We start from the raw sequence: 24,568 nt of genomic DNA on the forward strand, positions 1-24,568 counted from the left end.
GTTATCGACCGTCATCAGTCGTAGTTCCCCTGCATCAGCGCCTGGTGCTGCGGCGTACCGGCAAAACGGCGACGCAGCTGACCGGCAAAACCCGATTCCGACGCCTTGTCACCGAGCTTGCGTTCGATACGCACGGCCAGCCAGAGACTTTCCGCCACCGGGTCGGTCTTGGCGTGGAAGTCGCTCAGATACTTGCGCGCCTCGTAGAAGTTCGCCCGGCGATAGAACAGGGCCGCGAGGTTGTAGAGAGCCTGCAGGTTGTCCGGATCGGCGTTGATCGCACGCAGGAAATTCACCTCCGCCCCGGCCAGATCGCCCGCCTCCATCGCACACAGGCCGGCATTCGTATAGGGGCGGGTCGGGTGCGCGTAAAGCGGGTTCTTGATCGCAGTATTGAACAGTTCCATCGCACGTGCGCGCTCACCGCTCTGACACAGGAACCAGCCGAAATTGTTGTTGATGTCCGGGTCGCTCGGCGAAAGGCGCAGTGCCTTCTCGAAATTCTCCCGCGCCTGCGGACGTTCCTGCAGGTACATGTGGGCAAGACCCATCAGGTTGTATGCGGGGCCGTAGGACGAATCATCGCGCAGGGCCTGGCGGCCTTCGTCAAGCGCCACCGCGACATTGCCCGCCTCCAGATAGGCCAGACCGAGTTCGGTGTGCGATTTGGCGCGGGTGCGGGCGGCGCCGGTAACGATGTTCTCGACCGGCCGGTAGTCGGAAGCCGGCGTAGACGGGGCGTTCGATGCGGCGGTGCCCGGCCGGGCGGTCTGACCGCCGGCGCATCCGGCCAACAGCCACGCCGCGGACAGCGCGGCGGCCGCGCCTGCAATCAATCTTTTCACCGTGCGGGAACCTCCTGGATCGGAATGGTCTTGCGGGTGCGCCGGGTGCGGTCGAGCACCTGGCCGGCGAGCTGGCCACACGCGGCATCGACGTCGTCGCCGCGCGTCTTGCGCGTGGTTGTGACGATGCCTTCGGCCATCAGGATTTCGGAGAAGCGGCGGATGCGCTCCTTCGACGAACGTCCGAAAGGCGCTTGCGGGAACGGGTTGAACGGTATCAGGTTGTACTTGCACGGCACCTGGCGGGCAATATCGACCAGTTGTCGCGCGTGCTCGTCGCTGTCGTTCACGCCGTCGAGCATGACGTACTCGAAGGTGATGAAATCGCGCGGCGCGCGATCGAGATAGCGCACGCAGGCGGCCAGCAGCTCGCGCAGCGGGTACTTCTTGTTGATCGGCACCAGCTCGTCGCGCAGCGCGTCGTTCGGCGCGTGCAGCGACACCGCCAGCGCGACCGGGCAGGCGTCGCGCAGGCGATCCATCGCCGGCACGATGCCCGAGGTCGACACCGTCACACGACGGCGCGACAGGCCGTATGCATTGTCGTCCAGCATCAGCTTGAGCGCCGCCACCGTGGCGTCGAAATTGGCCAGTGGCTCGCCCATGCCCATCATCACGACGTTGGAAATCACGCGCTCGCCGTCATTCTCGCCACCGCGCACAGCGCCGAGCGCACGATTGGCAAGCCAGAGCTGACCGATGATTTCCGACACTTCGAGATTGCGGTTGAAACCCTGCTTGCCGGTCGAGCAGAAGGCGCAGTCCAGCGCACAACCCGCTTGCGTCGAAATACACAGCGTGCCGCGACGCTCTTCCGGAATAAACACGGTTTCCACCGCATTGCCGGCACCGACGTCGATCAGCCATTTGCGCGTGCCGTCGGTGCTGGTGCTGTCACGCACCGGCACCGGGGCCTCGACGCAGGCGATGTCCGCCAGCTTGGCACGCAAGGACTTGGCGACGTCGCTCATCGCGTCGAAATCGCCTTCGCCATTGCGGTGTATCCACCGCATCACCTGCCGCGCGCGGAAGGGCTTCTCGCCCAGACTCGTGAAGAAGTCGGCGAAGCCCTCGGCGTCGAATTGCAGCAGGTTGGTGCGGGTCACGCGGGTACTCTCTCAGCGCGAGTAGACGTTCAGCGCCGGGAAGAAATAGGCGATCTCGACGGCGGCGGTTTCCGGGGCATCCGAACCGTGCACGGCGTTGGCGTCGATCGAGTCGGCGAAATCGGCGCGAATGGTGCCCGGCGCAGCCTTCTTCGGATCGGTGGCGCCCATCAGGTCGCGGTTCTTCAGGATGGCGCCCTCGCCTTCCAGCACCTGGATCATGACCGGGCCGGAAATCATGAAATCGACCAGATCCTTGAAGAAGGGACGCTCGCGGTGCACGGCGTAAAAGCCTTCGGCTTCGGCGCGCGACAGCTGGGTCATGCGGGAAGCGACGATCTTCAGGCCGGCGTCTTCGAAACGCTGGTAGATCTTGCCGATCACGTTCTTGGCAACGGCGTCAGGCTTGATGATCGAAAGGGTACGTTCTGCGGCCATGGGTATCTCCGGTAAAGGCGGCTAGGGAAACGGAAGGACAACCTGAGATTGTACCAATACCGGCGCGCCCCGTCTGCCTGCGTGCTGCACCGCAACGCCGACGCGCGGGCGGAGGCCGACACCATCCACGATCACGGATAGACACCAGCCGCCTCCACGCACGACCGGTCCGCGGCCAGAGTCACGATCAGATCTTTCCGAAATTTCAGTATTTTCTGAAATTTGATTTATATTAACAACCATTCAGATAGCACTTGAAAAGTCCGAAGACCATGACACCGCTGGTACATAGCTTCGTTGCGCACTTCGGCGAGATGGGCAGCCGCTGGGGCATCAACCGCACGGTTGGCCAGATCTACGCGCTCATCTTCGTGTCGCCGAAGCCGCTGTGCGCCGACGAGATCGCCGAGACGCTGTCCTATTCGCGATCGAACGTCAGCATGGGGCTGAAGGAGTTGCAGTCCTGGCGGCTGGTGAAGCTCAAGCACGTGGCGGGCGACCGCCGCGAGTATTTCGAGGCACCGAGCGACGCCTGGGAAATCTTCCGCACGTTGGCCGAAGAGCGCCGACGGCGCGAGATGGAACCGACCCTGTCGATGCTGCGCAGCGCGCTGCTCGAAACACCGAGCTGCGAGGAAGACAGGGTCGCCCAGGAGCGCATGAAGGGCATGCACGACCTGATCGAACTGATGAGCAACTGGTTCGACGACGTACAGAGACTCGACGCCCAGACATTGGCCAAGCTGATGCGGATGGGCGCAAGAGTCCAGAAACTGCTGGAACTGACCGGCCAGCTCAAATCCGGCAGCAAGGAGTGAGACACACCGATGGATCTTGATCCCGTCCTGCTGGCGCGCATCCAGTTCGCCGCCAACATTACCTTCCACATCCTGTTCCCGACGATTTCGATCTCGCTCGGCTGGATGCTGCTGTTCATGCGCTGGCGCTGGCTGAAGACCAGCCACCGGCCCTGGCTGACCGCCTATCGCTTCTGGACCAAGGTGTTCGCGCTCACCTTCGCCCTCGGCGTAGTCAGCGGCATCACGATGAGTTTCCAGTTCGGTACCAACTGGCCCGGCTTCATGGAGAAGGTCGGCAACATCGCCGGACCGCTGCTTGGCTTCGAGGTGCTGACCGCCTTCTTCCTCGAAGCCACCTTCCTCGGCGTCATGCTGTTCGGTCACGGACGGGTGAGCGAGCGGGTGCACCTGCTTGCCACCTTCCTGGTCGCCTTCGGCACGACGATGAGCGCATTCTGGATCCTCGTGCTCAATTCCTGGATGCAGACGCCGGTCGGTTACGAAATCATCAACGGCGAATTCCATGTCACGAGCTGGATGGAAATCATCTTCAATCCGTCCTTCCCCTACCGCTTCGCGCACATGCTGCTGGCGTCCTTCCTGACCATGGCTTTCCTGGTCGCCGGCGTGTCAGCATGGCAGGTGCTGCGCCGCAAGGCCAACGCATCGACACCGCTGGCGCTGCGCGCAGCGATAACGCTGGCGGCGGTACTGATTCCGGTGCAGATCCTGGTCGGTGACATGCACGGCCTGAATACGCTGCACCATCAGCCGCAGAAAATCGCCGCGATCGAAGGCGTGTGGGAGACCGAGAGAGGCGCACCGCTGCTGCTGTTCGCGCTGCCCAACGAGACCGAGCGGCGCAACGACATGGCCATCGGCATTCCGAAGATGGCGTCCTTCATCCTGACCCATGAATGGGATGGCGAGCTGAAAGGTCTGAACGAATTCGAGGCGCACCCGCCAGTCAAGCCGCTGTTCTTCGGCTTCCGCATCATGGTCGCGATCGGCACGCTGATGCTGCTGGTGAGCTGGGCAGGCTGGTGGCTGCTGCGTCGCCGGGGCTGGCAGCCGGAACATGCGCCGCGATGGCTCATGGTCAGCATCGCCGCGATGACCTTTTCCGGCTGGATCGCCACGGTCGCGGGCTGGTACGTGACGGAGATCGGTCGCCAGCCGTGGATCGTGCACGGCCTGATCCGGACGGCCGACGTCGCCTCGACGACGCCAGCGCCGCACATCGCGCTGACGCTGGCCGGTTACCTGATCACCTACGTGCTGCTGATCGCCGCATATATAAGTGTGCTGCGCTACATGGCCGAGAAACCATCCGACAGCTACGACCCTGCGCCCACCGGCGGCGCGGCGATACTGCTCGGTACCCAACCCGCAAAGAAGGAAGGTGGCGCATGAGCTGGGCCGAAATCCTGCCGGTGATCTTCATGGGCCTGATGGGCTTGGCAATGTTCCTCTATGTCGTGCTCGATGGCTTCGATCTGGGCGTCGGCATGCTGCTGCATCGCGCCGACGACGGACAGAAGGACATGATGATCGCGTCCATCGGTCCCTTCTGGGACGCCAACGAAACCTGGCTGGTGCTGGGCGTCGGCATCCTGCTGATCGCCTTCCCGAAAGCGCACGGCGTCGTCATGACCGCGCTCTACCTGCCGATCGCGCTGATGCTGCTGGGCCTCATCCTGCGCGGCGTGGCCTTCGACTTCCGGGTCAAGGCACAGGACACGCACAAGCCCTTGTGGAATTTCATCTTCTTCGCCGGCTCGACCGTCACCTCGGTCGCCCAGGGCTGGATGCTGGGCCGCTTCATCACCGGCTTTGCCGACGGCAGTGCCTACGACCTGTTCGCACTGGCGATCGCCATCGCACTGCCCTGCGCCTATGTACTGATGGGGGCGACGTGGCTGGTGCTGAAGACCGAAGGCGAACTGCAGTCGCGCGCAGCGCACTGGGGGCGGCTTGCGTTGATACCGGTCGTCGTGGGCATGGGCCTCATCTCGCTTGCCACGCCCTGGGTCAGCGATACGGTGAGCGCACGCTGGTTCAGTCTGCCGCAGTTCATCGGCCTGCTGCCGATCCCGTTTGCCACCTTCGCCTGCTTCGTCGCACTGTGGTGGACACTGAACGGCAAACGCGCATTGGGCACGCTGTGCTGGCTGCCCTTCGTCCTGACCGTGGGCGTATTCCTGATGGGCGGACTGGGCCTCGCCTACAGCCTCTACCCTTTCGTCGTGATGGATCGCATCACGATCTGGCAGGCGGCAAGTTCCACCGCTGCGCTCAATCTCATTCTCGCAGGCTGCGCCATCACCGTGCCGGCCATTCTCGCCTACACCTTCTTTGCACACCGCGTGTTCTGGGGCAAGGCGACGGAACTGCGCTACGGATGAACAAGGCGGTCCCGCCCGGCGGGCGGGACCGCTGCCGTTCCGGCCGACTAACGCGCCGGAAACACCCAGATTTCCTCGCCATAGTCGAAATACAGCACGACGCCGCTGCCCGCACAGCGTTCCGATGCATCGACCGCCTCGCGCCAACCGACGAACTTCCGTGCCTGTTCGACCGAGGGCGTCCAGCCCCAGTCCGAGGGCGCAGCAGCAGGATCACAAACGGCGAGAAAGAGCGCTCCACCCTCCTTCTGCACGCCGAAACCAAGATACGTCGCATGCTCGGGCACACCGAGCTTCGCCTTCAACCAGGCCACCGGCGTGACCCGTTCCTCCCCGAACTCCGCACTCTTTTTTCTTATGGCCACCCGCTTCTCCTCCCCGAACAAGTCGTGAAACGACTTTGTCATATTACCAAGGTCACTCCACGCCCCTGCACGAAAGAACACCGACGGAATGTGACGAATGGATACACGACGGCCGAAGTCGCGCAAGCCATACGCGTACGATGAAGTGAGGAATGAGGGACGGTAGCCGGTCGCCGCAGAATGCGGCCCGAGAAGGGAAGAACAAAAGAAAAAGGCCAGTCAATCGACTGGCCTATCTCTTTGTTTCTCTGCGGTAAATTGGCGCGCCCGGAGCGATTCGAACGCCCGACCCCTTGGTTCGTAGCCAAGTACTCTATCCAGCTGAGCTACGGGCGCGCTGCAGAGAGGCAGAACTATAGCACATCTTTTAAATACTGCAACCATTTCATTAATCAATGGTTGCTTGGCGGAGAGGGAGGGATTCGAACCCTCGATACAGGTTTTGGCCCGTATGCTCCCTTAGCAGGGGAGTGCCTTCGACCTCTCGGCCACCTCTCCGGTACTGCAAAGCGCGCGAATCATACCGGTAAGCCCCGCTCCGGTCAAACCCGCGCGCGATTTATTCCGGCTGATTACTGCGCCGGCTGATCGAGTTCGAACGCGCGGTGCAGCACGCGCACGGCGAGTTCGAGGTACTTCTCGTCGAGCACGACCGACACCTTGATTTCGGACGTCGAAATCATCTGGATGTTGATGCCCTCTTCCGCCAGCGTGCGGAACATCTTGCTGGCCACGCCCGGGTGCGAACGCATGCCGACACCGACCGCCGACACCTTGCAGATCCTGTTGTCGCCCTTGATCTCGCGCGCACCGATGTGCTGGCGAACGCTTTCGAGGATTTCCATCGCCCGCGCAAACTCGCCGCGATTCACCGTGAATGAGAAATCGGTCGAACCGTCGTGGCCGACGTTCTGGATGATCATGTCGACGTCGATGTTGGCGTCGGCAATCGGTCCGAGGATCTGGTAGGCGATGCCCGGACGATCCGGCACGCCGAGCACGGTCAGTTTGGCTTCGTCGCGATTGAAGGCGATGCCGGAGATGATGGGTTGTTCCATGTTGACGTCTTCCTCGACAGTAATCAGCGTGCCCGGGCCTTCGTGACCCTCGTCCTCGAAACTGGACAGCACGCGCAGCTTGACCTTGTACTTGCCTGCGAACTCGACCGAGCGGATCTGCAGCACCTTCGAGCCCAGGCTCGCCATCTCGAGCATTTCCTCGAAGGTGATGCGGTCGAGGCGGCGGGCTTCCGGCACGATGCGCGGGTCGGTGGTGTACACACCATCGACGTCGGTGTAGATCTGGCACTCGTCGGCGCCGAGCGCGGCGGCCAGCGCGACGCCGGTGGTGTCGGAACCGCCGCGGCCGAGAGTCGTGATGTTGCCCTTCTCGTCCACGCCCTGGAAACCGGCAACGACGACGACGTGACCTTCATCGAGGTCGCGGCGGATATTGTGTTCGTCGATCGACAGGATGCGCGCCTTGGTGTGCGCGTCGTCGGTCAGGATGCGCACCTGGCCGCCGGTATAGCTGCGCGCCTTCAGGCCAAGATCCTTCAGCGCCATCGACAGCAGGCCTATGGTGACCTGCTCGCCGGTGGAGGCGATCACGTCGAGCTCGCGCGGATCGGGCGTCGGCGAAATCTCCTTGGCAAGGCCCAGCAGGCGGTTGGTTTCGCCGCTCATGGCCGACACCACGATGACCATCTTGTGGCCGCGGGCGACGTAGCCGGCGACCCGGCGGGCAACGCTCTTGATGCGGTCGGGCTTGCCGACCGAGGTGCCGCCGTATTTCTGGACGATGAGAGCCATCTGAACTTCCGGGACGTTGTACGAAAACCCGCGATTGTAACTGATCCGCCCGCGGTGACATGGCGCCTCGGTTTTTCCGGTTCAGGGCGCCGGAAGTCTGCGCGAAACGTCTGGCGAAAAACGCTGTCCACGACAATACCAAGCGACTTGCAAACATATGCAAAGCTGTTTGGTGCAGGACGTTGTGATCATTTATACTGGGTTTTGTCTATGACTTTAGTTATAGATACGGGAGTAAGCAGCTATGCGAAGCGGCAGGCAGCCAGGCACCGGATTTTCAAGGATCCCGGCACCGAAGTTTCGATGTTCAACTCATCAAGGACAACGAGCATGAAAGCAACCGATACCATCGACGCACGTGAAATCCGCAAGAAGCTGGGCATGAACCAGTCGCAGTTCTGGTCGCGCCTCGGCGTAACGCAAAGCGGCGGCTCCCGCTACGAAAGCGGCCGCAATATGCCGAAGCCCGTGCAAGCGCTGCTGCGTCTGGTGCACGTCGAGCAGATCGACATCAGCAAGATCCGTCGTGAAGACGTGGAAGTCGTCGAATACCTGCGCGCAACCGATCCGGATACGTTCAAGCGTCTGAAAAAGGAAGCCCGCGCGCACCGCAAGGCAGGCTGATACAGCCTTCGCGGAGCGCGAAACGGACAAGGGGAAGGCAGACCGCCTTCCCCTTTTCTTTTGTGCACGCGTCGCTGTATCGGCGACGCGTTCGGCTTACGGGCGGATCACGATATCCACCGGCGAGGGTGCATTGATCTGCAGCGGATTGCCGTCCGCACCCAGCGCCACCACATTGCCCACCTGCACGCTACTGGCGCCAGCCGGCGCGTTCGGTGCCGCGCGGAAGCGCAGTTCGGCGCGCGCCTCCTGCCCCGCGCCCGCTGCGGACAGGGTTACCGCCGCTCGACCGGGCGCCGTCACCGTTCCGAGAGCCGTCAGCACGTTCGGATCATAGGCAATCTCTACCGTCGCGTTGCGCACGCCGGCGCCCGCCGTCATCGACACGATGACGCCCGCCTCGCCGCCCGGCGCCATTTCGCCTGAGGACTGCATGCGCAGTTCAGCGCCACCCGCCTCTTCCTCGGGCTCCGGCGCGGGCGCCGGTTCTGGCTGAACCGCTCGCGACGGCGACGCGAACTGCACCGCACCAGCAGCCGGCGAGACACCGCCGCCCGAACTGGACAGACGCATGCCCTGATCCTTGCCCGACTGGCGGATCGACAGCGACGCGGCGCCGACCGCCGCCTCGGTACCGGCCGGCAAAGCGGGCGCGATGTGCGCCGGCCGGCTCAGGTTGCGCACGATGCGCGGCGTGATCAGCAGGACAATCTCCGTCTTGTTGTTGCTGCCGCGCTCGCTGGAGAACAGCTTGCCGATCAGCGGCAGGTGGCCCAGGCCCGGCAGGCGCGAGGCGCTGGTGCGCTCCTCGTCCGAAATCAGGCCGGCGAGGATCTGCGTCTCGCCGTCCTTCAACCGCAGCGCGGTCGCGGTCGAACGGGTGCCGACCTGATAGGCGAGCGAACTCTGCGGGCCGGTTACTTCCTTGACGATGCTCGACACCTCCATCGTCATCTTGATGTCGACGTCGTCCTCCGGGTGGATCAGCGGCTCGACGTCGAGCTTCAGACCGACGTCGAGATAGGTGACCGACGCTGACACGCCGACGTTGGCGGTCGAGGTCGTCGTGAACACCGGCAGCTTCTCGCCGATGTGCACCTTGGCCTTTTCCTTGTTCTTGACGCGGATGCGCGGATTGGCGAGCAGGTTTGCGGCGCCGTCGGTCGCCTTCAGATTCAGGATCAGACCGGGATTGCTGACGTAGGGAACGACCAGACCGTTGGTGTCCTTCAGATTGATGTTGCCCTGAAGCAACTGGCCGCCCAGCGTGGTCGTCGTCGTGATGCCCGCCGCGGTGCTGACTGAGTTGCTGATATTGGGCGTCAGGATGCCGTAGCCGATCTGGTCCGGGAAATCGATGCCCAGCTCCTTCATCTTGTTGCTGCTGACTTCCAGCACCTCGACTTCCAGCATCACCTCGGGCTCGGCCACGTCGACCGATTCGACCAGCTGCTCGGCCAGGCGCACCGCGTCGACGGTGTCCTTCATCACGATCACGTTCAGTCGCTCGTCGATGTAGATGTCCTTGGTCTTGATGACCGTCTTGATCAGGTTCTGCACCTGCTTCGCCTCGGCGTTGACGAGGAAGAAGGTACGGGTGATCAGCTCCTTGTACTCGCGCACCTTGGCCGCGGTGTTCGGATAGATGAGTACGGTGTTTTCCGACAGCACGCTGCGCTCGAGCTGGTTGGTAATCAGGATGAGGCGCATCACTTCGGCCACCGTCGTGTTGCGCACGAACAGCGTCACCTTGATGTCGGGCCGCACGTCCTTGTCGAACACGAAGTTGATGCCGGTCGAGCGGGCGATCGCCTCGAACACGTTGCGCATCGAGGTGTCGCGGAACTCCAGCGTCACCGTCTTCTGGAACATGTCACCCAGTGCTGCCGGCGTCTGCTGCTTCGGCCGCGCCTCCTCGATCTGGCGCAGCAGTTCGCGCGCACCGGCGTGCGAGCCGTCCTGCCCGAGCACATTGCGCACGCGGGCCTCGGCACCGGACACGTCCTTGCGCACGAACATCGCATTCGCCTCGGTCACCATCGCATCGTGGCGCACGCCGCGCAGCAGCTGGTCACGCATCGAAATCGCGCGCGGGTTGCGCGCATCCATCGCCAGCACGCGGTCGAGTGCAGCAGCGGCGGCTTCGCGGTTGCCGGCGATGCGCGCGGCCTCCGCCTGTGCCAGCTGGCGCGCGATGGCCACTTCGCGTTGCCGGTACAGCGTGGCGCGGATTTCGGCGTTGTCCGGGGACTGCTTCGCCGCCTGCTCGAACAGGCCGAGCGCGCGGTCCTGGTCGCCGGCCATCAGCGCCTGCTTGCCGTCCTCAAACGCCTTGTTGGTGGCACAACCCGCAAGTGCAAGCAGCGCAGCGAAAAGCAGGAAAGCCGCGCGCAGGCGGGGCTGGAAGAGTGCAGTCATTTGGCGTTTCCGATGGACAAGGTCTGCCGCTGCTTGAGCGGCTCGAACATGAAGGTGACGGCGCTGGCGCTCACCGATTCGACACGGTACTGGTTGTTCAGCAGATCGCCCTGGCGCGCGACAAGCATGCGCTCGCCCTGGGCGAGGAAGACGACGGTGGACGTGCCTTCGGTCATCCGGCCCTGGTAACGGAATGGCAAAGGGGGTGCGACCGGCGCCGGCGGCGGTCCGGCCTGCACGCTCACCTTGGGTGGCGGCGGCAGGAAGCTGTGCGCGGCGAACAGGTCGTGCCCGACCTCGGCTGCGCCCCGCACCGGCAGCGCAGCGATCGCGCCCCCCTGCTCCACCGCCGCCGTGCGGGCCGTCGCCACCCCCGTGCTGCGCGCGGTGCGCGGTTCCGCGACCAGGCCGGCCGCGTCGCCAGCATCGTCCTCGATGCCGGCCGCGTACCACACCGCAAGCAGCGTCGCGATCAGTGCAATGACGAGGCTGCGGTTCATGAAGCCTCCTTCATCAGGATCGACACGCGCACCGTGGCGTCGACCGTATCGCGCGCGATGTCGTCGCGGCGCAGCACCACATCGTCCACCAGCACCGCTGGCGACAGACGCTGAATGTCGGCCAGCCAGGCGCGCAACGCCGGGTAGCTGCCGCGCAGCGGGAACACGTATTCCTGGCGCGCGTAGCCCGAACCGAGCGGCTGCGACTCGCGGCTTTCGACGCGCGCCAGCGCCAGCTTGCCGGCGGTCGCCGTCTTCGACAGATCGGCCAGCAGCGACGGCAGGCGCTTGCGCTCGACCAGCGCCGCGTCAAAACGCGCCAGCTGTTCGCGTGGCGATTCAACCTTGACGCCCTGCGCCACCCGCTCGACAAGCGCCTCGTGTTCGGCTTCGAGCGTGTCCAGTTCGGCCTGCAGAGGTGCTGCCGCGCCGAAGTGGATGGCCAGCGCCAACGCCAGCAGCGCCACGCCGACGGCGCCCGCCCAGCCCGCGCGCGCCAGCGCGTAAGCCAGATGTGCCTGCAGCCGCTTCATGCGCGCCTCCAGTTCAGACGCAGCGAAAAGGCGACCACCTGCACCCCCTCGCGCTGCTTGAATTCGAATACCTCAATGCGCGGCGCCGCCAGCGACGAGGCGTCGGCGAAGGATTCGGCGTAGGCGAACAGCGCATTCAGATCCTTCGCCTCGCCGGTCACGCGCAGCAGTCCGCGCGCGGCGTCCGGTTCGACCGACAGCAGCGCGACGTCGGCGTGCTGTCCGGCGAGGGCTTCGAGGTCGGCGAACAACGGCTGCCAGTCACGTGCCATCTGCAGCGACAGCGTGCGCGCGACGTCCAGCCGGGCGCGCAAACCGGCGTCCTCCTGGTCGCGTCGCGCCAGTACGCGCGCCTGCTCGGCGGCGCGCGCTGCGCGGCGGTTGTCGGCGCGCTGCGCCTCGACCTGCGTCTCCAGCGCGTCGTAGCGCTCGGCGGCGAAGGCGGCGGCGGCACAACCGAGTGCGAGTGCCAGCCAGCCCAGCCAGCCGGGCGCACGCCGGCGGATGACGAAATCGATTTCGGGAACGGCCGGACGCCTGCTCATGCGCCACCTCCGGCCACGCAGCGCCAGCCGCGCGGCAGCGTCACTGACGGCGAGCCGTGCAGGAAAAGCTGACCGCCCGACAGTTCGCCGTCGAACAGGCTGAGCCGGCGCTCGAGCACGGCCCCGATACCCGCTGGGTCGGCCAGCGCCTCGCCACGCACATGCAGCCAGCGACCACCTGCCCATAGGCCCATGCACAACCAGCCATGGCGCAGCTGTGCGAATCCGCCGGTCGCCGCGTCACCGCGCAGCCCGGCGTAGGCACGCAGCCAGGCTGGCTGCATGCTCTTCATCTTCACGCTGCGTGCGGCACACCAGGCCTGCAGGCGCTGCACCAGCGCAGCATCGAGTGCGCAGGCGAGCACGCTGGCCGCCGGCCGTGCGTCCCAGCTGAACACCCAGCTCTGGGCGGCGCTGCCGAACACCTCGATCATGCGGGCACGCACCAGCGCGTGCTGTTCGTCATGGCCGACGATGCCGGGCGGCACCTCGATCACCTGCCAGCGCGCCCACGCATTGTCCACCGTCACCTGCAGCGCAGCGCGACGCGGCGTCGCCTCGGCCGGCAAGGCGTCGAGCGAGGCGGCCAGATTGTCCAGCGACAGCATCTGCGCCGCGCCGTGCCGGCCGAGCGACACGCCGTGCGGACCGACTTCGAGCGTCAGCGCCTCAGACGACAAAAGTGACACGGTTCAATTCCGCCAGACTGGTTTCGCCGCTGGCCACCAGGGCCAGACCGGCTTCGCGCAGGGTGCGCGTGCCGCGCGCACGCGCGGCCTCTTTCAGTTGTCGCATCGGGGCGCGGGTGACGATGAGCTCGCGCAATTCGTCGTCCAGCACCAGCAGTTCGGCGATCGCGCGCCGGCCCTTGTAGCCGGTGCCCCGGCAGTGGCCGCAACCGGTGCCGGCGCGGAAGTCGTAGCCGCCGGCCCCGATCAGACCGGCCAGGCCGGATTCCTCCAGCTGCGCGGCTTCCGGCACCTGCGGGGCCGCGCAGTGGCGACAGTTCAGCCGGAGCAGGCGCTGAGCGACGATGCCGTTCAGGGCGGACACCAGGTTGTAGGGGTCCACGCCCATGTGCAGGAAGCGGCCGATCACGTCGAACACATTGTTGGCGTGCACCGTCGTCAGCACCAGGTGACCAGTCAGCGCCGCCTGCACCGCGATCTCAGCTGTTTCGCCGTCGCGGATCTCGCCCACCATGATCTTGTCCGGGTCGTGCCGCAACACCGAGCGCAGGCCACGGGCGAAAGTGAGGCCCTTCTTCTCGTTCACCGGAATCTGCAGCACGCCCGGCAACTGGTACTCGACCGGGTCCTCGATGGTGATGATCTTGTCCAGGCCGTGGTTGATCTCGCCGATGGTGGCGTACAGCGTCGTGGTCTTGCCTGAGCCGGTCGGGCCGGTCACCAGCAGCATGCCGTAGGGCTCGGCCGCCAGCTTGCGCAGCGCGGCGCGCGCGATGTCGTCGAAGCCCAGGCTTTCCAGCGTCAGCGCCTTGAGTTCCTCGGTCAGGTGTTCCTTGTCGAGCACGCGCAGCACCGCGTCCTCACCATGCACGCTGGGCATGATGGACACCCGCAGGTCGATGTCGCGGCCGGCGTAGGCCACCTTGAAGCGGCCGTCCTGCGGCACGCGGCGCTCGGCGATGTCCAGCTCGGCCAGCACCTTGATGCGCGACACGACCTGCTCGGCGGTGTCGGCGCCAGCGATCTGGCCGACCCGCACCATCACGCCGTCGACGCGGTACTTCACCTGCATGCCGGCCGGCACGGATTCGAGGTGGATGTCGGAGGCGCCCTGCTTCAGCGCGTCGTACAGTGTCGAATTGACCACCCGCACGACCGGGCTGGCGTCGTCGGCGATACGCGCCAGCGACAGCACTTCGGCCGAACTGCTGCTGACCTGCTCGCCTTCGTCGAGCAGGCCGGCGGAGGCGCGCTGGCTCTCCTCGAACCGCGCCAGTGCGGCGGTAATGTCGTCGCGCGTGGCGACGCGCAACTCGAAGCTGTCGTGCAGCGTAACCGCCAGCCAGTCCTGCAGCGCAGCGTCGTAGGGGTCGGCGACCACGGCGACGCGAGCCCCCGTCTCGTCGGTGGCCACGACCACGGAGCGCGCCAGCGCCTCGGAAAAGCGGATGCCGCCCAGCGTCATCGTCAACGCGTTGAGGTCAGCGCTGTGCATCGCGCGCAGACCGAGCTGGGTGGCAACCCGGGCGCACATGTCGTCCGGCGTGCCGCCAGAAAGGTCGATCAGGGCCTGCATGACCGAGCCGCGCCCGGCCTGCGCGCGGGCGCGCGCCAGCAGGTCGCCTGTAATCGGAGACGGCACGGCGTTGGCGGGCAGCGCGCTCATTGCAGACTCTCCGCCAGCTGGAAGATGGGCAGGTACATCAGCACCACGACGCCGCCGATGGCCAGACCAATCACCAGCATCAGCAAGGGACCGAACAGCCGGGTCGCGCGGTCGAGCCAGCGCGTCATTTCCTCGTCGTGGAAGGCGGCGATGCGTTCCATCATGTCGCCCAGATTGCCGGCGCGCTCACCGACGCGCAGCATGCGCGACGCCACCGCGGTGCTCAGACCGACCTCGGTAAAGGCGTCCGACGCAGCACGCCCCTCGCGTATCGACAGCAGCGCGCGCGTCAGGCTCTGCTGCATCGGCAGCGGCAGCAGTTCGCGCACCAGTTCGAGCGACTGCACGACCGGAATGCCGCCGCGCAGCAGCATGCCCACCGTGCGGAAGAAGCGCGCAAGGCGGAAAACCCGCATCCGGCTGCCGATGCCGGGCACCCGCTCGAACTGCGCCATCAGCCCCTGACGGAAGGCCGGCTGACGCACCGTCCAGGCGATGCCGATCACCACCACGAGCAGGCCCAACCCCAACGACGCCGAATTCGCCTTGACGAAATGGCCCCACGCGAGCAGCCACTGCGACGCCAGCGGCAGTTCGGTGGAAATATCTTCATACACTTTGGAGAACTCCGGCACCACGAACACCAGCAGGAAGAGCACCACCAGCATGCCCACCACCAGCAGGATGACCGGATAGGTGGCTGCCGCGACCAGCTTGCCGCGCAGGCTGTCGAGCTGTTCGCTGTAGGCGACATAGCGTTCGAGCGCCTGATCGAGGTCGCTGGTGCGCTCGGACGCACGGATCATCGCCACCAGCAGGTCGGGAAAGATGGCGGTCTGGGCGGACATCGCCATCGACAGCGTCTTGCCCTGGCGCAGCGCTTCGATCAGCGCGCTCAGCACGGTGCGCGACAGCGTGCGTCCCTCCTTCTCGGCCATCACCTCAAGACCTTCGACCAGCGACAGGCCGGAGCGCAGCAGCGCCAGCAGCTCCTGACAGAACAGCAGCACCGGAAAGCGCTGCCGGTTGAACGACAGCGTGTGCGCACGCGCCGCCGACAGCACGGTCAGGCCGTCGGCCTGAACCTGTGCGCGTGCCGACGCTTCGTCGGACGCTTCGACCTGCAGCTGCGTGATGCGATTGGTGACGTCGAGTGCGCGGATGCGGAAAAGCATGTCACCAGTTCGTGATGTCGGCGGCTTCTTCGGTGCCGCCTGCCTGGCCGTCCTTGCCGAGCGAACTCAGGTCGTACTCGCCGTGTTCGCCAGGTGCCTTATATATATAGGGGCGCTCCCAGGGATCGAGCGGAACGGCTTTCTTCAGATAGGGGCCCGACCACTTGCTGGTCGTCGATGGACGCTCGACCAGTGCCTTCAGGCCCTCTTCGGTGGTCGGGTAGCGCCCGTTGTCCAGGCGGAACTGGTCAAGCGCCTTTTCCAGCGCGTCGATCTGCGCGCGCGCCGCCTTGACCTCGGACTTGCCGATCTGGCTGAAGAAGCGCGGGCCGACGTATCCGGCCAGCAGGCCGATGATGACCATCACCACCAGCAGTTCGAGCAGGGTAAAGCCGCGTTGAGAAATCCGGTTCATAGCCGTAATGTGACGTGTCATGATCGTACCGAGTCTAGTCGCCGTGCATCGACCGCATCAAGCAAACAGGGCCGATGCTTTCCGCTTTATTTCAATATCGCTGAAAACATTCCGCAGCATGCTTGCAATACCCGCAACTTTATCGCCCGCGTATTTCCTGCAGATGACTTCAACGACCGCCCGCTCCGTTTTCCTGCTGCTCGCGCTGCTGTGGGCCGCTGTAGCGCAGGCCGACGTCTATGTGAAGGAGGACACCGACGGCGCGCTGGTGCTGACCGACGCGCCGGGCGGTGAAGGCTTCGAGCTGCTGCTGCGCAGCGAGCGCGACGCTGCAGCCGCGCCGGTGGCGGCGCGCGCCGAGCATCCGTCGGCCCGGCAGCACGCGCCACGAATTGAACGCGCAGCACGTGCGGCCGGCGTCGACGCCAGTCTGCTGCACGCGGTCATCCGTGCCGAATCGGCCTACAACCCGCGGGCGGTGTCGCCCAAGGGCGCGGCCGGCCTGATGCAGCTGATGCCGGCAACCGCCCGCCGTTATGGCGTGGCCGACCGCTTCGATCCCGACCAGAACGTGCTGGGCGGCGCGCTCTACCTGCGCGACCTGCTGGCCCGCTTCGACGGCCAGCTCGAACTGGCGCTGGCCGCCTACAACGCTGGCGAGGGCGCGGTGCAGAAGTACGGCGGGCGCATTCCGCCCTACGCCGAAACCCAACGCTACGTGCCGCAGGTGATGCACAACTACCGCTCGCTGCAGTAAGCGAATGCCGCTTGCGGACAAAAAAATGGCCTGCGCGAGCAGGCCATTTTCATTCCGGCGGGCGTCTCAGGCCCTGCGCCGACGCGCCACCGCCGCCAGCACACCCAGCCCGGCGAGGAACATCGCGTACTCAGCCGGTTCCGGAACCGGCGCAGCCTGCCAGCCGATGTCGCGCAGGATGGCGTAATCGAGCGCGGTGAGCGCACGGCGCTCGCCGGTATTCAGCGTCTGCGTCATCAACGCGGTCTGCGCCACGCCATTGACGGTGCTGACCACGCTGTCGTCGAGGAAGCGCTCGTCGATGATTTCCTGATCGTTTTCCTCATCGTAACGGTAGTACACCGGCACGCCCTCGCCGTACTCGGCCAGTGCGTTGGCGCCGACGAAGGTGAGGTTCTCGCTGTCGACATTGGCGTGGTAGGACGCCACCGGGGTGCCCGCACCGCCGACGCCGTACCCCAGGATGCCGAGCAGACCGCGCAGCGCGACGGTGTAGAAGTCGTACTGGCCCTCGAAGGACTCCAGCGTCGAGATGTCGTCGTCGACGTAGAAGCTGGCTTCGCTGTCGAAGGCGAGCGAGCCGCCCCAGGGTGAATAGTCGGTCGGCGTCGAGGCGATGGCGCCAGGTTGGCCGCGGCTGCGCAGTTCGTCGCGGTAAGCGAGGAAGGCGGGGTCGTTCGCCGGCACCGAAGCCGGCCGCGTCGCGTTGCGCACGGCGCCGCTGAGCGCCAGATGCGGCGCGCCGAGCGCCGATCGACCACCGACGTACACATAGATCTGGTTGGCGCCGATGGTGTTGATCGCCGGCGACGAGGTACCGGTGTCCGGCGGCGTGAAGAAGATGCTGGGCGCGAAGTCGCCCTGCGGCGCAATCGCGCTCAGCTGGTCGGAAATGCTCGCCTCGATCGTGCCGGCCGCCTGTTCGAGCAGCGCCTTCATTTCGTTCGTCATGACGCCGTTGCCGTCACGGCTGTAGTCGAACACGAATTCGATATTGGCCTGCGCGCCACCAGCCAGCGTCATCGACGCCAGCACACCGGCCAGCGCCTTGAATACGGGTCGCATGTCCATCCTCCTGTCTGTGAATGTTGTGCGGCGATGCAGCCGCCGTGGTCTGCCCTTCTGCAGGAAGCGTGCCGGCCGCCGTAACGTCGATCACTTCGCGCCGCGCTCCCCGCATGCCCGCGATGCCTTCCCCCTCACCCGGTGCGACATGCCCGATGCGTCGCCGGCCATGACGAAGGCAAACAACCACCCTGGTGCATATCAACCACCACGATCAGCATCGGATACGACCTCCGGCACGCGTGCGGCGGCCGGGCCCGGTCGCCCGCGCGTCTGGCCCCGCCCTTGCTTCTGGCCTCCAGCCCCGGCAGTCCCATCCGCACGCGGACGCTGCCGGGCTGCACACAAGGAAAACGTCCCGCCGGCTGGCGAGGGCGTTCGCAGCAGGTCACCGCGCCTGCCAGGAGGAGGAGCCGTTGCAATTCAATCTGCGTATCGCGGCGTACTGCCTGGCCGCGCTCTGCATCGACGCCGCTCAGGCACAGGCGCCGACCAACGCCCCCGACGAGGTCGCAGGACCGCCGGCTCCGGCCGCCGAGGCCGAGCCCGGGGCGGATGCCATCATCCTCGACCCCATCCTGATCCGCGAACGGCGGCCGCAGGACATCGGCCCGATGCCCGGCCTCGGACTGACGCGGGAGGAAATCCCGTCCAATGTCCAGAGCATCACGGCAAAGGACATCCGCGACAGCAACAGCCTGTCGCTGACCGATCTGATGAATTCGCAGATGCAGTCGGTCACCGTCAACGACTACCAGGGCAACCCCTTCCAGGTCGACGTGCAGTTCCGCGGCTTCACCGCCGGCCCGCAGGTTGGCACGCCGCAGGGGCTGTCGGTCTTCCTCGACGGCATCCGCATGAATGAGCCCTTCGGCGACGTCGTGAACTGGGACATGATCCCGATGAACGCACTGTCGCGCTTCGACGTGTTCCCGGGCTCGAATCCGCTGTTCGGTCTCAACACGCTGGGCGGCGCGCTGTCGATGCGCACCAAGAGCGGCTTCACCGACCCCGGCGTCGAGGCGAAGTATCTCGGCGGCTCGTGGGGGCGCAACCAGGTGCAGCTGTCGGCCGGTGGCAGCAAGGGGCCGGTCGCCGGCTTCGTCGCGCTGCACGGCTTCGCCGAGGACGGCTGGCGCGACAACTCGCCGAGCGCGCTGCGCCAGCTCTTCGTCAAGAACGAAATCGCCATCGACCGCCTGCTGCTGGGTTTCTCGATGCTCAAGGTCGACACCGACCTCGTCGGCAACGGCCTCATCCCGCTGGAGGACTACCAGCGCCGGCCTGAATCGGTTTTCAGTTCGCCCGACGAAACGAAGAACGAACTGAACCAGTACCAGTGGTCGGCCATGTTCGAGGTGTCGGAGAGCTTCAACGTCACCGCGATGAGCTACCGGCGTAACAGCGAGCGCTCGGGCTTCAACGGCGACATCGACGAGGAAGGTTTCGAGGAACTGGACGACCGCCGCTCGGTGACCGCGCAATACAACCGCTACTGCGCCTATGCCGACCTGGACGAGGACTATTTCGCCGACAACAACATTCCGCTGAACGCGCCGTGTGACGCCGCACCCGTCAATTCCAATTTCGGGCAGGTGCGCAATGGCGCCAACGGTGCAAGCGGCACCACGGAGCCGGGCGTGGTGAACGGCACGCCCATCGCACGCGGTACGCGCACCGCGCTGGACCAGGCCGGCCAGGGCATGTCGCTGCAGCTGAACTGGAACTTCGAGCGCCACAAATTCATGGTGGGCGCATCGCTCGACCGCAGCGACACCACCTACTACAGCAGCCAGCGCCTCGGCCTGCTCGACGCCGACCGCCACTTCTACTACGGCAGTGTCGGCTACGGGCCGGGTCAGATCGATCCGCGCTTTTACGCCGCGCACAACGAGGTCGAGGTGAACGACTTCGGCGGCAGTTCGAAAACGCGCAGTTTCTACCTGAGCGAAACATGGACGCCGCGCGACGACCTGCATCTGTCGTTCGCCGCCCGCTACAACGTGACCAAGGTGAACAACTGGCTGCGCGGCCGTTCATCGACCGGAGAACTGACCGAGCTGAACAACGCGCCGCCAGCACAGAGCTCCATCCTGTGCTGGGGCAACTACCCGGACGAGTGTCACTACTTCCCGGAGTGGATTTCCTACGACCCGGCCGACGTGGCCCGCGCGGAAAAGCGGGAGAAGCACATCTATCGCTCGTTCAACCCGTCCGCCGGTGTGAGCTGGCTGCCGAGCGAGAACGTGAACCTGTTCGCCAACTACAGCCGCGGGGCACGCGTGCCGTCGGTGATCGAACTCGGCTGCGCCATCGACCGCTCGACGGTGATCCGCGGTGGCTTCGAAATACCGGCGGCCACCGTGGCGCCGGTCTGCCATCTGCCGAACACGATGTCGGGCGACCCCTTCCTGCCGCAGATCCGTTCGCACTCCTACGAGATCGGCGCCCGCGGCACGCTGGACAATGGCATAGGCTGGAACATCACCGCCTTCCGCACCGATCTGAGCAACGACATCTACATGATCGGCGTGTCGCCCAGCCGCAGCTACTTCGACACCATAGGCAACACCCGCCGCCAGGGTCTCGAAATGGGCGTGAATGGCAAGCTCGACAAGTTCGACTTCCGCGTCAATTACGCCTACACCGAAGCGACCTTCGAATCCGACTTCTACATGAACAGCCCGCACAACAGCAGCGCGGACTTCAACCAGAACTCACGGCCCAACGCCACCATACCCAGCCCCGGGGCATCGCTGAACAGCGGCTACGGGACCTACCGGATGATCCACGTCGAACCGGGCGACACGCTGCCCGGCGTGTCGAAGCACAACATGAACCTCACCCTGGGCTACCAGGCGACCGAAAAGCTGCATTTCAAGCTGGGCATGGTCGCGCACTCGCCATCCTTCCTGCGTGGCAACGAGAACAACGACCACACCACCGGCGGCACCGACAAGGAAACGGGCTCGTTCTATTGCGGCAACCCCGCATGCACCGTCATCAACCAGAGCAGCACGCCGCCCGGGCGCGCCTTCCGCTACGGCGGCAGGCTGCCGGGCTACGCCATCTTCAACCTGACGACCACCTACAGGATCGATCGTCGATGGACGGCGCTGCTGCAGATCAACAACCTGCTCGACAAGGACTACTTCACCGCCGGCCGCCTGGGCGTCACGCCCTTCGCGCCCAGCGTGAACGGCGCCATCGGTGAAAGCGGCTGGAACTACAACTCGGCCGACTGGCTGAACACCACCATGGTCGCACCGGGCGCACCGCGCGCCGTGTGGCTGGGCATGAGCTATCGACTGGACCTCTAGGGCCACTCCTTTCGCGCGTGACGAGGTCACACGGGCAGCATCCCTGCATACCGGGGAGGGCTTTGCACGCCCGTACAAGATCATATACAAGTCATTGTTTTGCAATATTTTTCAAAGTGAAAACATCCCAAGCACTTGGGGGCATATATCCCTGAAGGAATCGCGTTTCACCTCCTAGTCTGCATAAGTCCATGCCAACGGGAAGGGCGGAGCCGGTCGCGGTTCCGGCAGGCAGCGGACACCGATCCGGCGGGCAGATCGCGCCGCCGGCCCATGTCTCGTCAGGAGGAATAACGATGCGAAGAACCTTGCTGTCCGGTGCACTGCTGGTCGCCTGCGGTGCGCTGTCCGCACCGGCGATGGCCGATTTCGTCACGCTGAACATGTCCGGCGCACTGGTCATGACCTCGTGCAACCCGACGCCCACCTGCCGCACCAGCGCATGGCCCGGCTCCAACCCCGGCGGCTATCTGCTGCTGAACGCTCGGCGCACCAACATCGTCGTGAACGCGGTGACGGTGGGCAAGGTGCTCGACCGGGTGTGGAAGAAGCCCTTTTCCAACACCTACGTGTTCGCCACCCGCGTCATCCTGAACGACAGCGACTGGGGCACCGGCTACCCGTTCGAAGTCGATGACATCTTCCGCTACGGCTTCTCCGGCAGCGCCTCGCTGGCGGCCGGCTGGCGCAACGCCCGGGTCAGCGACCAGGCGATCGACCAGGTCGGTCGCACCAGCGTCGGCCTGAACGAAGGCGAAAAGACCTTTGACCTCGGCGTGGTCGACTTCTTCTCGCCGCTCTTCGTCCAGATACCGGAAGAAGGCGGCGGCGATGACGACGACGATGAGGAAGAGGTCGCCGGCGGCGAGGACGAGGATGAAACCCTCGATACCGGCTCGCCCGGCAAGGTGCGCACCGCCTGGTACTACGTCCGCACCACCGCCAGCGGTTACCAGCTGAGCGCCAACGCGATCCGCCTGTGGAACGCAGGCGAAAGCGAGGGCCAGGAGCAGACCTCGCTGTGGTTCAGCGGCTTCGTGCCGACCCACTGAGCGGAGCTCACGGCCGACGGCATTGCCGTCGGCCTCCGTCATAACGGAAATCAGCGTATCGGGGCCATCCGGTTCCCGTTTCAACAGCCTGTCCACTCAAGGAGAGCACCATGAAACATCGCCTGATCTGCGCCGCCGGCGCACTCGCCCTGGCCGGCGTCGCCGCCCCCTCGCACGCCGCCTTCGTATCGCTGCCATCGACCGGCACCATCATGCAGGTGTGCGGCGACAGCGGCACCGGCAACTCGACCAGCGTCGCCTGCGGTGCTGGCTCGGTGTCCACCGCGACCTCCGGCTTCAGTCTGCTCACCAGCACCACGCGCACGCTGACCGCCGGCACGACAACGGTGGGCAGCCTGTCTGATCGTGTTTATGGCAACGGCGCCGGCACCTACATCTTCGGTATGCGGCTGGACATGAATGCCAACGTCTGGGATTCGACCGGTCTCGCCTTCGAGGTGAACGACGCCTTCCGCAGCGGCTTCGCGGGGGCTGCCAGCGTGCAGGGCGGCTATTCCAAGGTCGATATCACCGGGCCGGTCACCGACGAATACGCGCGCTCGATCGGCCGCTCGGCCGAAGGCATGAACGAGCCCGGCATCGGTACCTACGACGCCGACTGGGTGCGCTTCGAGACCGACGTGAACGTGGACGACCCGGACGGCAGCAGCCCGGGCACCTCGGCTTGGTACTGGGTCAAGATCACCGGCGCCAACGGCTGGACGACGGCCGAAGAAGCCATCCGCCTGTGGGAGGGCGGTGAAGAGGACCAGACCCAGTACTCGATCTATGTGACGGGCTATGTGCCGACCTATGCCAGTGCCCGCCTCGCGGCGTCGACACTGGCCCCGGTGCCGGAGCCGTCCGAGTACGCGATGTTCCTGGCCGGCCTCGGCGTCCTCGGCTTCGCTGCACGCCGTCGCATGCGCTGAGCGCAACGTCCGGTCGCCGCGCCAGCCGCGGCGGCGGCCGGTTTTTTGCTTTGCAGCCACACGCCCTTCGCACGCTCAACCCGAGGCCACGATGCACCGATCCCTGCTGCACGCACTCGCACTCTCCGCCGCCCTGTTGCTGGCGGCACCTTCGCACGCCCTAAGCGGCGGCAGCCCGACGACTGCCTTCGGCCACCTCGGCACGGTCGGCAGCAACGGCCTGGACGGCATCCTGATCGCACCGAACTGGGTGCTGACCGCGGCCCATGTCGCGCGCAGCGGCACCACCTTCCAGTCAGCCTACGGCAGCGCCGCCATCGACGCCGCCTACGTCGCGCCCGGCGCCGCCTTCCCGAGCCATGACATCGCCCTGCTCCATCTCGCCACACCACTCGACGCGCCGCTCTTCCCGACACTCAATGCAACGGTGATCGACTCAGCTTCGGCAAGGACCGGCACCGAGGCGACCGCCGCGGTCGCGGCCAATGGAGGACAAAGGAGCCTGGCCTACACGACGCTGGTCGACGCTTTCGACACCGCGGGTGGCGACAACGGCGCGCAATTGACCGTCTGGTACATCGCAGTCGGCCCCGCCTCCAACGGCAATGCGCTGCTGCAGGGCGGCGACAGCGGCGGGTCGCTGTTCGCCGGCCGGGCCGAAGACAGCGCTGGCCTGCTGATCGGCATCGCCTCGGCCAGCGACGGGCAGCATTCCTATTTCGTGCAGCCCGGTGCCTATCGCGCATGGCTGGACAGCACGATGGCGACCTCCGGCCAGAGCGCCCTCTGGAGCGCCAGCCCGGTGCCCGAACCAGCGCCCGCCCTGCTCTGGCTGGGCACCCTGCCGCTGCTGATCGCCCGCGCGCGACAACACCGGCGCTGAGTGCGCGACGGTCAGCACAGGTGGTTGTGATCAACCACCCTGCATGACATCAACCACCGCCGACAAGGCTCCATACGAGCGGAGCATTCGGCCACTGCGCGCCGGGCCGCGTCGCGCGGCGCAACGGTGATTCGCTCCCGCGGAAGGAACGGAATTTGCGTTGTGCCGCATGAAGTCATGACTGCGCGCAGCCCCCCTTGCGCGGCACACGTATCCAACAATCA

Annotated in this window: 23 protein-coding genes and 2 tRNA genes; 9 read left to right on the plus strand and 16 right to left on the minus strand. The window is 65.5% G+C overall.

Going from position 1 to position 24,568, the window contains the following annotated elements:
- Nucleotides 1-14: 14 nt before the first annotated feature.
- The 3 genes from pilW to ndk are packed head-to-tail and all read right to left on the minus strand — an operon-like array spanning nucleotide 15 to nucleotide 2,389.
- Complete coding sequence (pilW, locus tag AC51BJ_RS03545) at nucleotides 15-845, minus strand: type IV pilus biogenesis/stability protein PilW (RefSeq protein WP_430434234.1); 831 nt, start codon at nucleotides 843-845, stop codon at nucleotides 15-17.
- Nucleotides 842-1,951, minus strand: a complete 1,110-nt coding sequence (gene rlmN / locus AC51BJ_RS03550; protein WP_020164943.1) for a dual-specificity RNA methyltransferase RlmN — start codon at nucleotides 1,949-1,951, stop codon at nucleotides 842-844. The genes pilW and rlmN overlap by 4 nt, the downstream gene beginning before the upstream one ends.
- Before the next feature lie 12 nt (nucleotides 1,952-1,963).
- A complete protein-coding gene (gene ndk / locus AC51BJ_RS03555; protein ID WP_008058959.1) occupies nucleotides 1,964-2,389 on the minus strand; it encodes a nucleoside-diphosphate kinase in 426 nt (141 codons plus the stop codon).
- A gap of 254 nt (nucleotides 2,390-2,643) precedes the next feature.
- On the opposite strand from ndk, the gene AC51BJ_RS03560 reads away from it, so the two are divergent.
- The 3 genes from AC51BJ_RS03560 to AC51BJ_RS03570 are packed head-to-tail and all read left to right on the plus strand — an operon-like array spanning nucleotide 2,644 to nucleotide 5,594.
- Nucleotides 2,644-3,207, plus strand: a complete 564-nt coding sequence (locus AC51BJ_RS03560) for a GbsR/MarR family transcriptional regulator (RefSeq protein ID WP_232419627.1) — start codon at nucleotides 2,644-2,646, stop codon at nucleotides 3,205-3,207.
- A gap of 9 nt (nucleotides 3,208-3,216) precedes the next feature.
- A complete protein-coding gene (locus AC51BJ_RS03565) occupies nucleotides 3,217-4,602 on the plus strand; it encodes a cytochrome ubiquinol oxidase subunit I (protein ID WP_496279336.1) in 1,386 nt (461 codons plus the stop codon).
- Complete coding sequence (locus tag AC51BJ_RS03570) at nucleotides 4,599-5,594, plus strand: cytochrome d ubiquinol oxidase subunit II (RefSeq protein ID WP_496279337.1); 996 nt, start codon at nucleotides 4,599-4,601, stop codon at nucleotides 5,592-5,594. The genes AC51BJ_RS03565 and AC51BJ_RS03570 overlap by 4 nt, the downstream gene beginning before the upstream one ends.
- 47 nt (nucleotides 5,595-5,641) lie before the next feature.
- Here AC51BJ_RS03570 and AC51BJ_RS03575 read toward each other — a convergent pair whose 3' ends face one another.
- From AC51BJ_RS03575 to AC51BJ_RS03590, 4 genes are all read right to left on the minus strand, one after another.
- Nucleotides 5,642-6,085: a hypothetical protein gene (locus AC51BJ_RS03575; RefSeq protein ID WP_496279338.1), complete on the minus strand. Its 444-nt coding sequence runs from the start codon at nucleotides 6,083-6,085 to the stop codon at nucleotides 5,642-5,644.
- A 133-nt stretch (nucleotides 6,086-6,218) separates the two neighbouring features.
- Nucleotides 6,219-6,295, minus strand: a tRNA-Arg gene (locus AC51BJ_RS03580).
- Nucleotides 6,296-6,363: 68 nt separating this feature from the next.
- Nucleotides 6,364-6,457: transfer RNA gene (locus AC51BJ_RS03585), tRNA-Ser, on the minus strand.
- Between the two features lie 74 nt (nucleotides 6,458-6,531).
- Nucleotides 6,532-7,770: an aspartate kinase gene (locus AC51BJ_RS03590; RefSeq protein ID WP_304003241.1), complete on the minus strand. Its 1,239-nt coding sequence runs from the start codon at nucleotides 7,768-7,770 to the stop codon at nucleotides 6,532-6,534.
- 330 nt (nucleotides 7,771-8,100) lie between these two features.
- Between AC51BJ_RS03590 and AC51BJ_RS03595 the strand changes: the two genes are divergently transcribed.
- Nucleotides 8,101-8,394 (plus strand): helix-turn-helix domain-containing protein, encoded by a 294-nt coding sequence (locus AC51BJ_RS03595; protein WP_019917961.1) that lies wholly within the window; start codon nucleotides 8,101-8,103, stop codon nucleotides 8,392-8,394.
- Between the two features lie 96 nt (nucleotides 8,395-8,490).
- Here the strand turns inward: AC51BJ_RS03595 and AC51BJ_RS03600 are convergent, their stop codons facing one another.
- From AC51BJ_RS03600 to gspG, 8 genes are read right to left on the minus strand one after another with little or no spacing between them, the layout of a single operon-like run.
- Nucleotides 8,491-10,812: a secretin GspD/PilQ domain-containing protein gene (locus tag AC51BJ_RS03600; RefSeq protein WP_496279339.1), complete on the minus strand. Its 2,322-nt coding sequence runs from the start codon at nucleotides 10,810-10,812 to the stop codon at nucleotides 8,491-8,493.
- Nucleotides 10,809-11,312 (minus strand): hypothetical protein, encoded by a 504-nt coding sequence (locus AC51BJ_RS03605; RefSeq protein ID WP_430434307.1) that lies wholly within the window; start codon nucleotides 11,310-11,312, stop codon nucleotides 10,809-10,811. The genes AC51BJ_RS03600 and AC51BJ_RS03605 overlap by 4 nt, the downstream gene beginning before the upstream one ends.
- Nucleotides 11,309-11,845 (minus strand): GspMb/PilO family protein, encoded by a 537-nt coding sequence (locus AC51BJ_RS03610; protein WP_496279340.1) that lies wholly within the window; start codon nucleotides 11,843-11,845, stop codon nucleotides 11,309-11,311. Before AC51BJ_RS03610 ends, AC51BJ_RS03605 begins: the two co-directional genes overlap by 4 nt.
- On the minus strand, nucleotides 11,842-12,390 hold the full coding sequence (locus tag AC51BJ_RS03615) for a hypothetical protein (protein ID WP_496279341.1): 549 nt from the start codon (nucleotides 12,388-12,390) through the stop codon (nucleotides 11,842-11,844). The genes AC51BJ_RS03610 and AC51BJ_RS03615 overlap by 4 nt, the downstream gene beginning before the upstream one ends.
- Nucleotides 12,387-13,079, minus strand: coding sequence for a hypothetical protein (locus AC51BJ_RS03620; RefSeq protein WP_496279342.1), 693 nt, complete (start codon nucleotides 13,077-13,079; stop codon nucleotides 12,387-12,389). Before AC51BJ_RS03620 ends, AC51BJ_RS03615 begins: the two co-directional genes overlap by 4 nt.
- Nucleotides 13,060-14,745 carry a GspE/PulE family protein gene (locus tag AC51BJ_RS03625; RefSeq protein WP_496279343.1) on the minus strand — a complete coding sequence of 562 codons (1,686 nt, stop codon included), beginning with the start codon at nucleotides 14,743-14,745 and terminating at the stop codon, nucleotides 13,060-13,062. Before AC51BJ_RS03625 ends, AC51BJ_RS03620 begins: the two co-directional genes overlap by 20 nt.
- The gene (locus AC51BJ_RS03630; protein WP_496279344.1) at nucleotides 14,742-15,920 is read right to left on the minus strand and encodes a type II secretion system F family protein; all 1,179 of its coding nucleotides are present in this window, start codon (nucleotides 15,918-15,920) and stop codon (nucleotides 14,742-14,744) included. Before AC51BJ_RS03630 ends, AC51BJ_RS03625 begins: the two co-directional genes overlap by 4 nt.
- A 1-nt stretch (nucleotide 15,921) precedes the next feature.
- Nucleotides 15,922-16,335 carry a type II secretion system major pseudopilin GspG gene (gspG, locus tag AC51BJ_RS03635; protein ID WP_020164955.1) on the minus strand — a complete coding sequence of 138 codons (414 nt, stop codon included), beginning with the start codon at nucleotides 16,333-16,335 and terminating at the stop codon, nucleotides 15,922-15,924.
- Between the two features lie 163 nt (nucleotides 16,336-16,498).
- On the opposite strand from gspG, the gene AC51BJ_RS03640 reads away from it, so the two are divergent.
- Nucleotides 16,499-17,092, plus strand: a complete 594-nt coding sequence (locus AC51BJ_RS03640) for a lytic transglycosylase domain-containing protein (RefSeq protein WP_496279345.1) — start codon at nucleotides 16,499-16,501, stop codon at nucleotides 17,090-17,092.
- Between the two features lie 66 nt (nucleotides 17,093-17,158).
- On the opposite strand, the gene AC51BJ_RS03645 is transcribed toward AC51BJ_RS03640, so the two are convergent.
- A complete protein-coding gene (locus AC51BJ_RS03645) occupies nucleotides 17,159-18,157 on the minus strand; it encodes a PEP-CTERM sorting domain-containing protein (RefSeq protein ID WP_496279346.1) in 999 nt (332 codons plus the stop codon).
- 416 nt (nucleotides 18,158-18,573) lie between these two features.
- Between AC51BJ_RS03645 and AC51BJ_RS03650 the strand changes: the two genes are divergently transcribed.
- The 4 genes from AC51BJ_RS03650 to AC51BJ_RS03665 all read left to right on the plus strand — a co-directional run bounded on the left by AC51BJ_RS03650 (nucleotide 18,574) and on the right by AC51BJ_RS03665 (nucleotide 24,344).
- A complete protein-coding gene (locus AC51BJ_RS03650) occupies nucleotides 18,574-21,477 on the plus strand; it encodes a TonB-dependent receptor (protein WP_496279347.1) in 2,904 nt (967 codons plus the stop codon).
- 296 nt (nucleotides 21,478-21,773) lie between these two features.
- On the plus strand, nucleotides 21,774-22,529 hold the full coding sequence (locus AC51BJ_RS03655; protein WP_232416038.1) for a hypothetical protein: 756 nt from the start codon (nucleotides 21,774-21,776) through the stop codon (nucleotides 22,527-22,529).
- 110 nt (nucleotides 22,530-22,639) lie between these two features.
- Entirely contained in the window at nucleotides 22,640-23,461 is an 822-nt protein-coding gene (locus AC51BJ_RS03660) for an FxDxF family PEP-CTERM protein (RefSeq protein ID WP_496279348.1), read from the plus strand.
- Between the two features lie 91 nt (nucleotides 23,462-23,552).
- Entirely contained in the window at nucleotides 23,553-24,344 is a 792-nt protein-coding gene (locus AC51BJ_RS03665; RefSeq protein WP_496279349.1) for a trypsin-like serine protease, read from the plus strand.
- The last annotated feature ends 224 nt before the right edge of the window (nucleotides 24,345-24,568 follow it).

Source organism: Methyloversatilis sp. S146-33 (genome assembly GCF_059552495.1).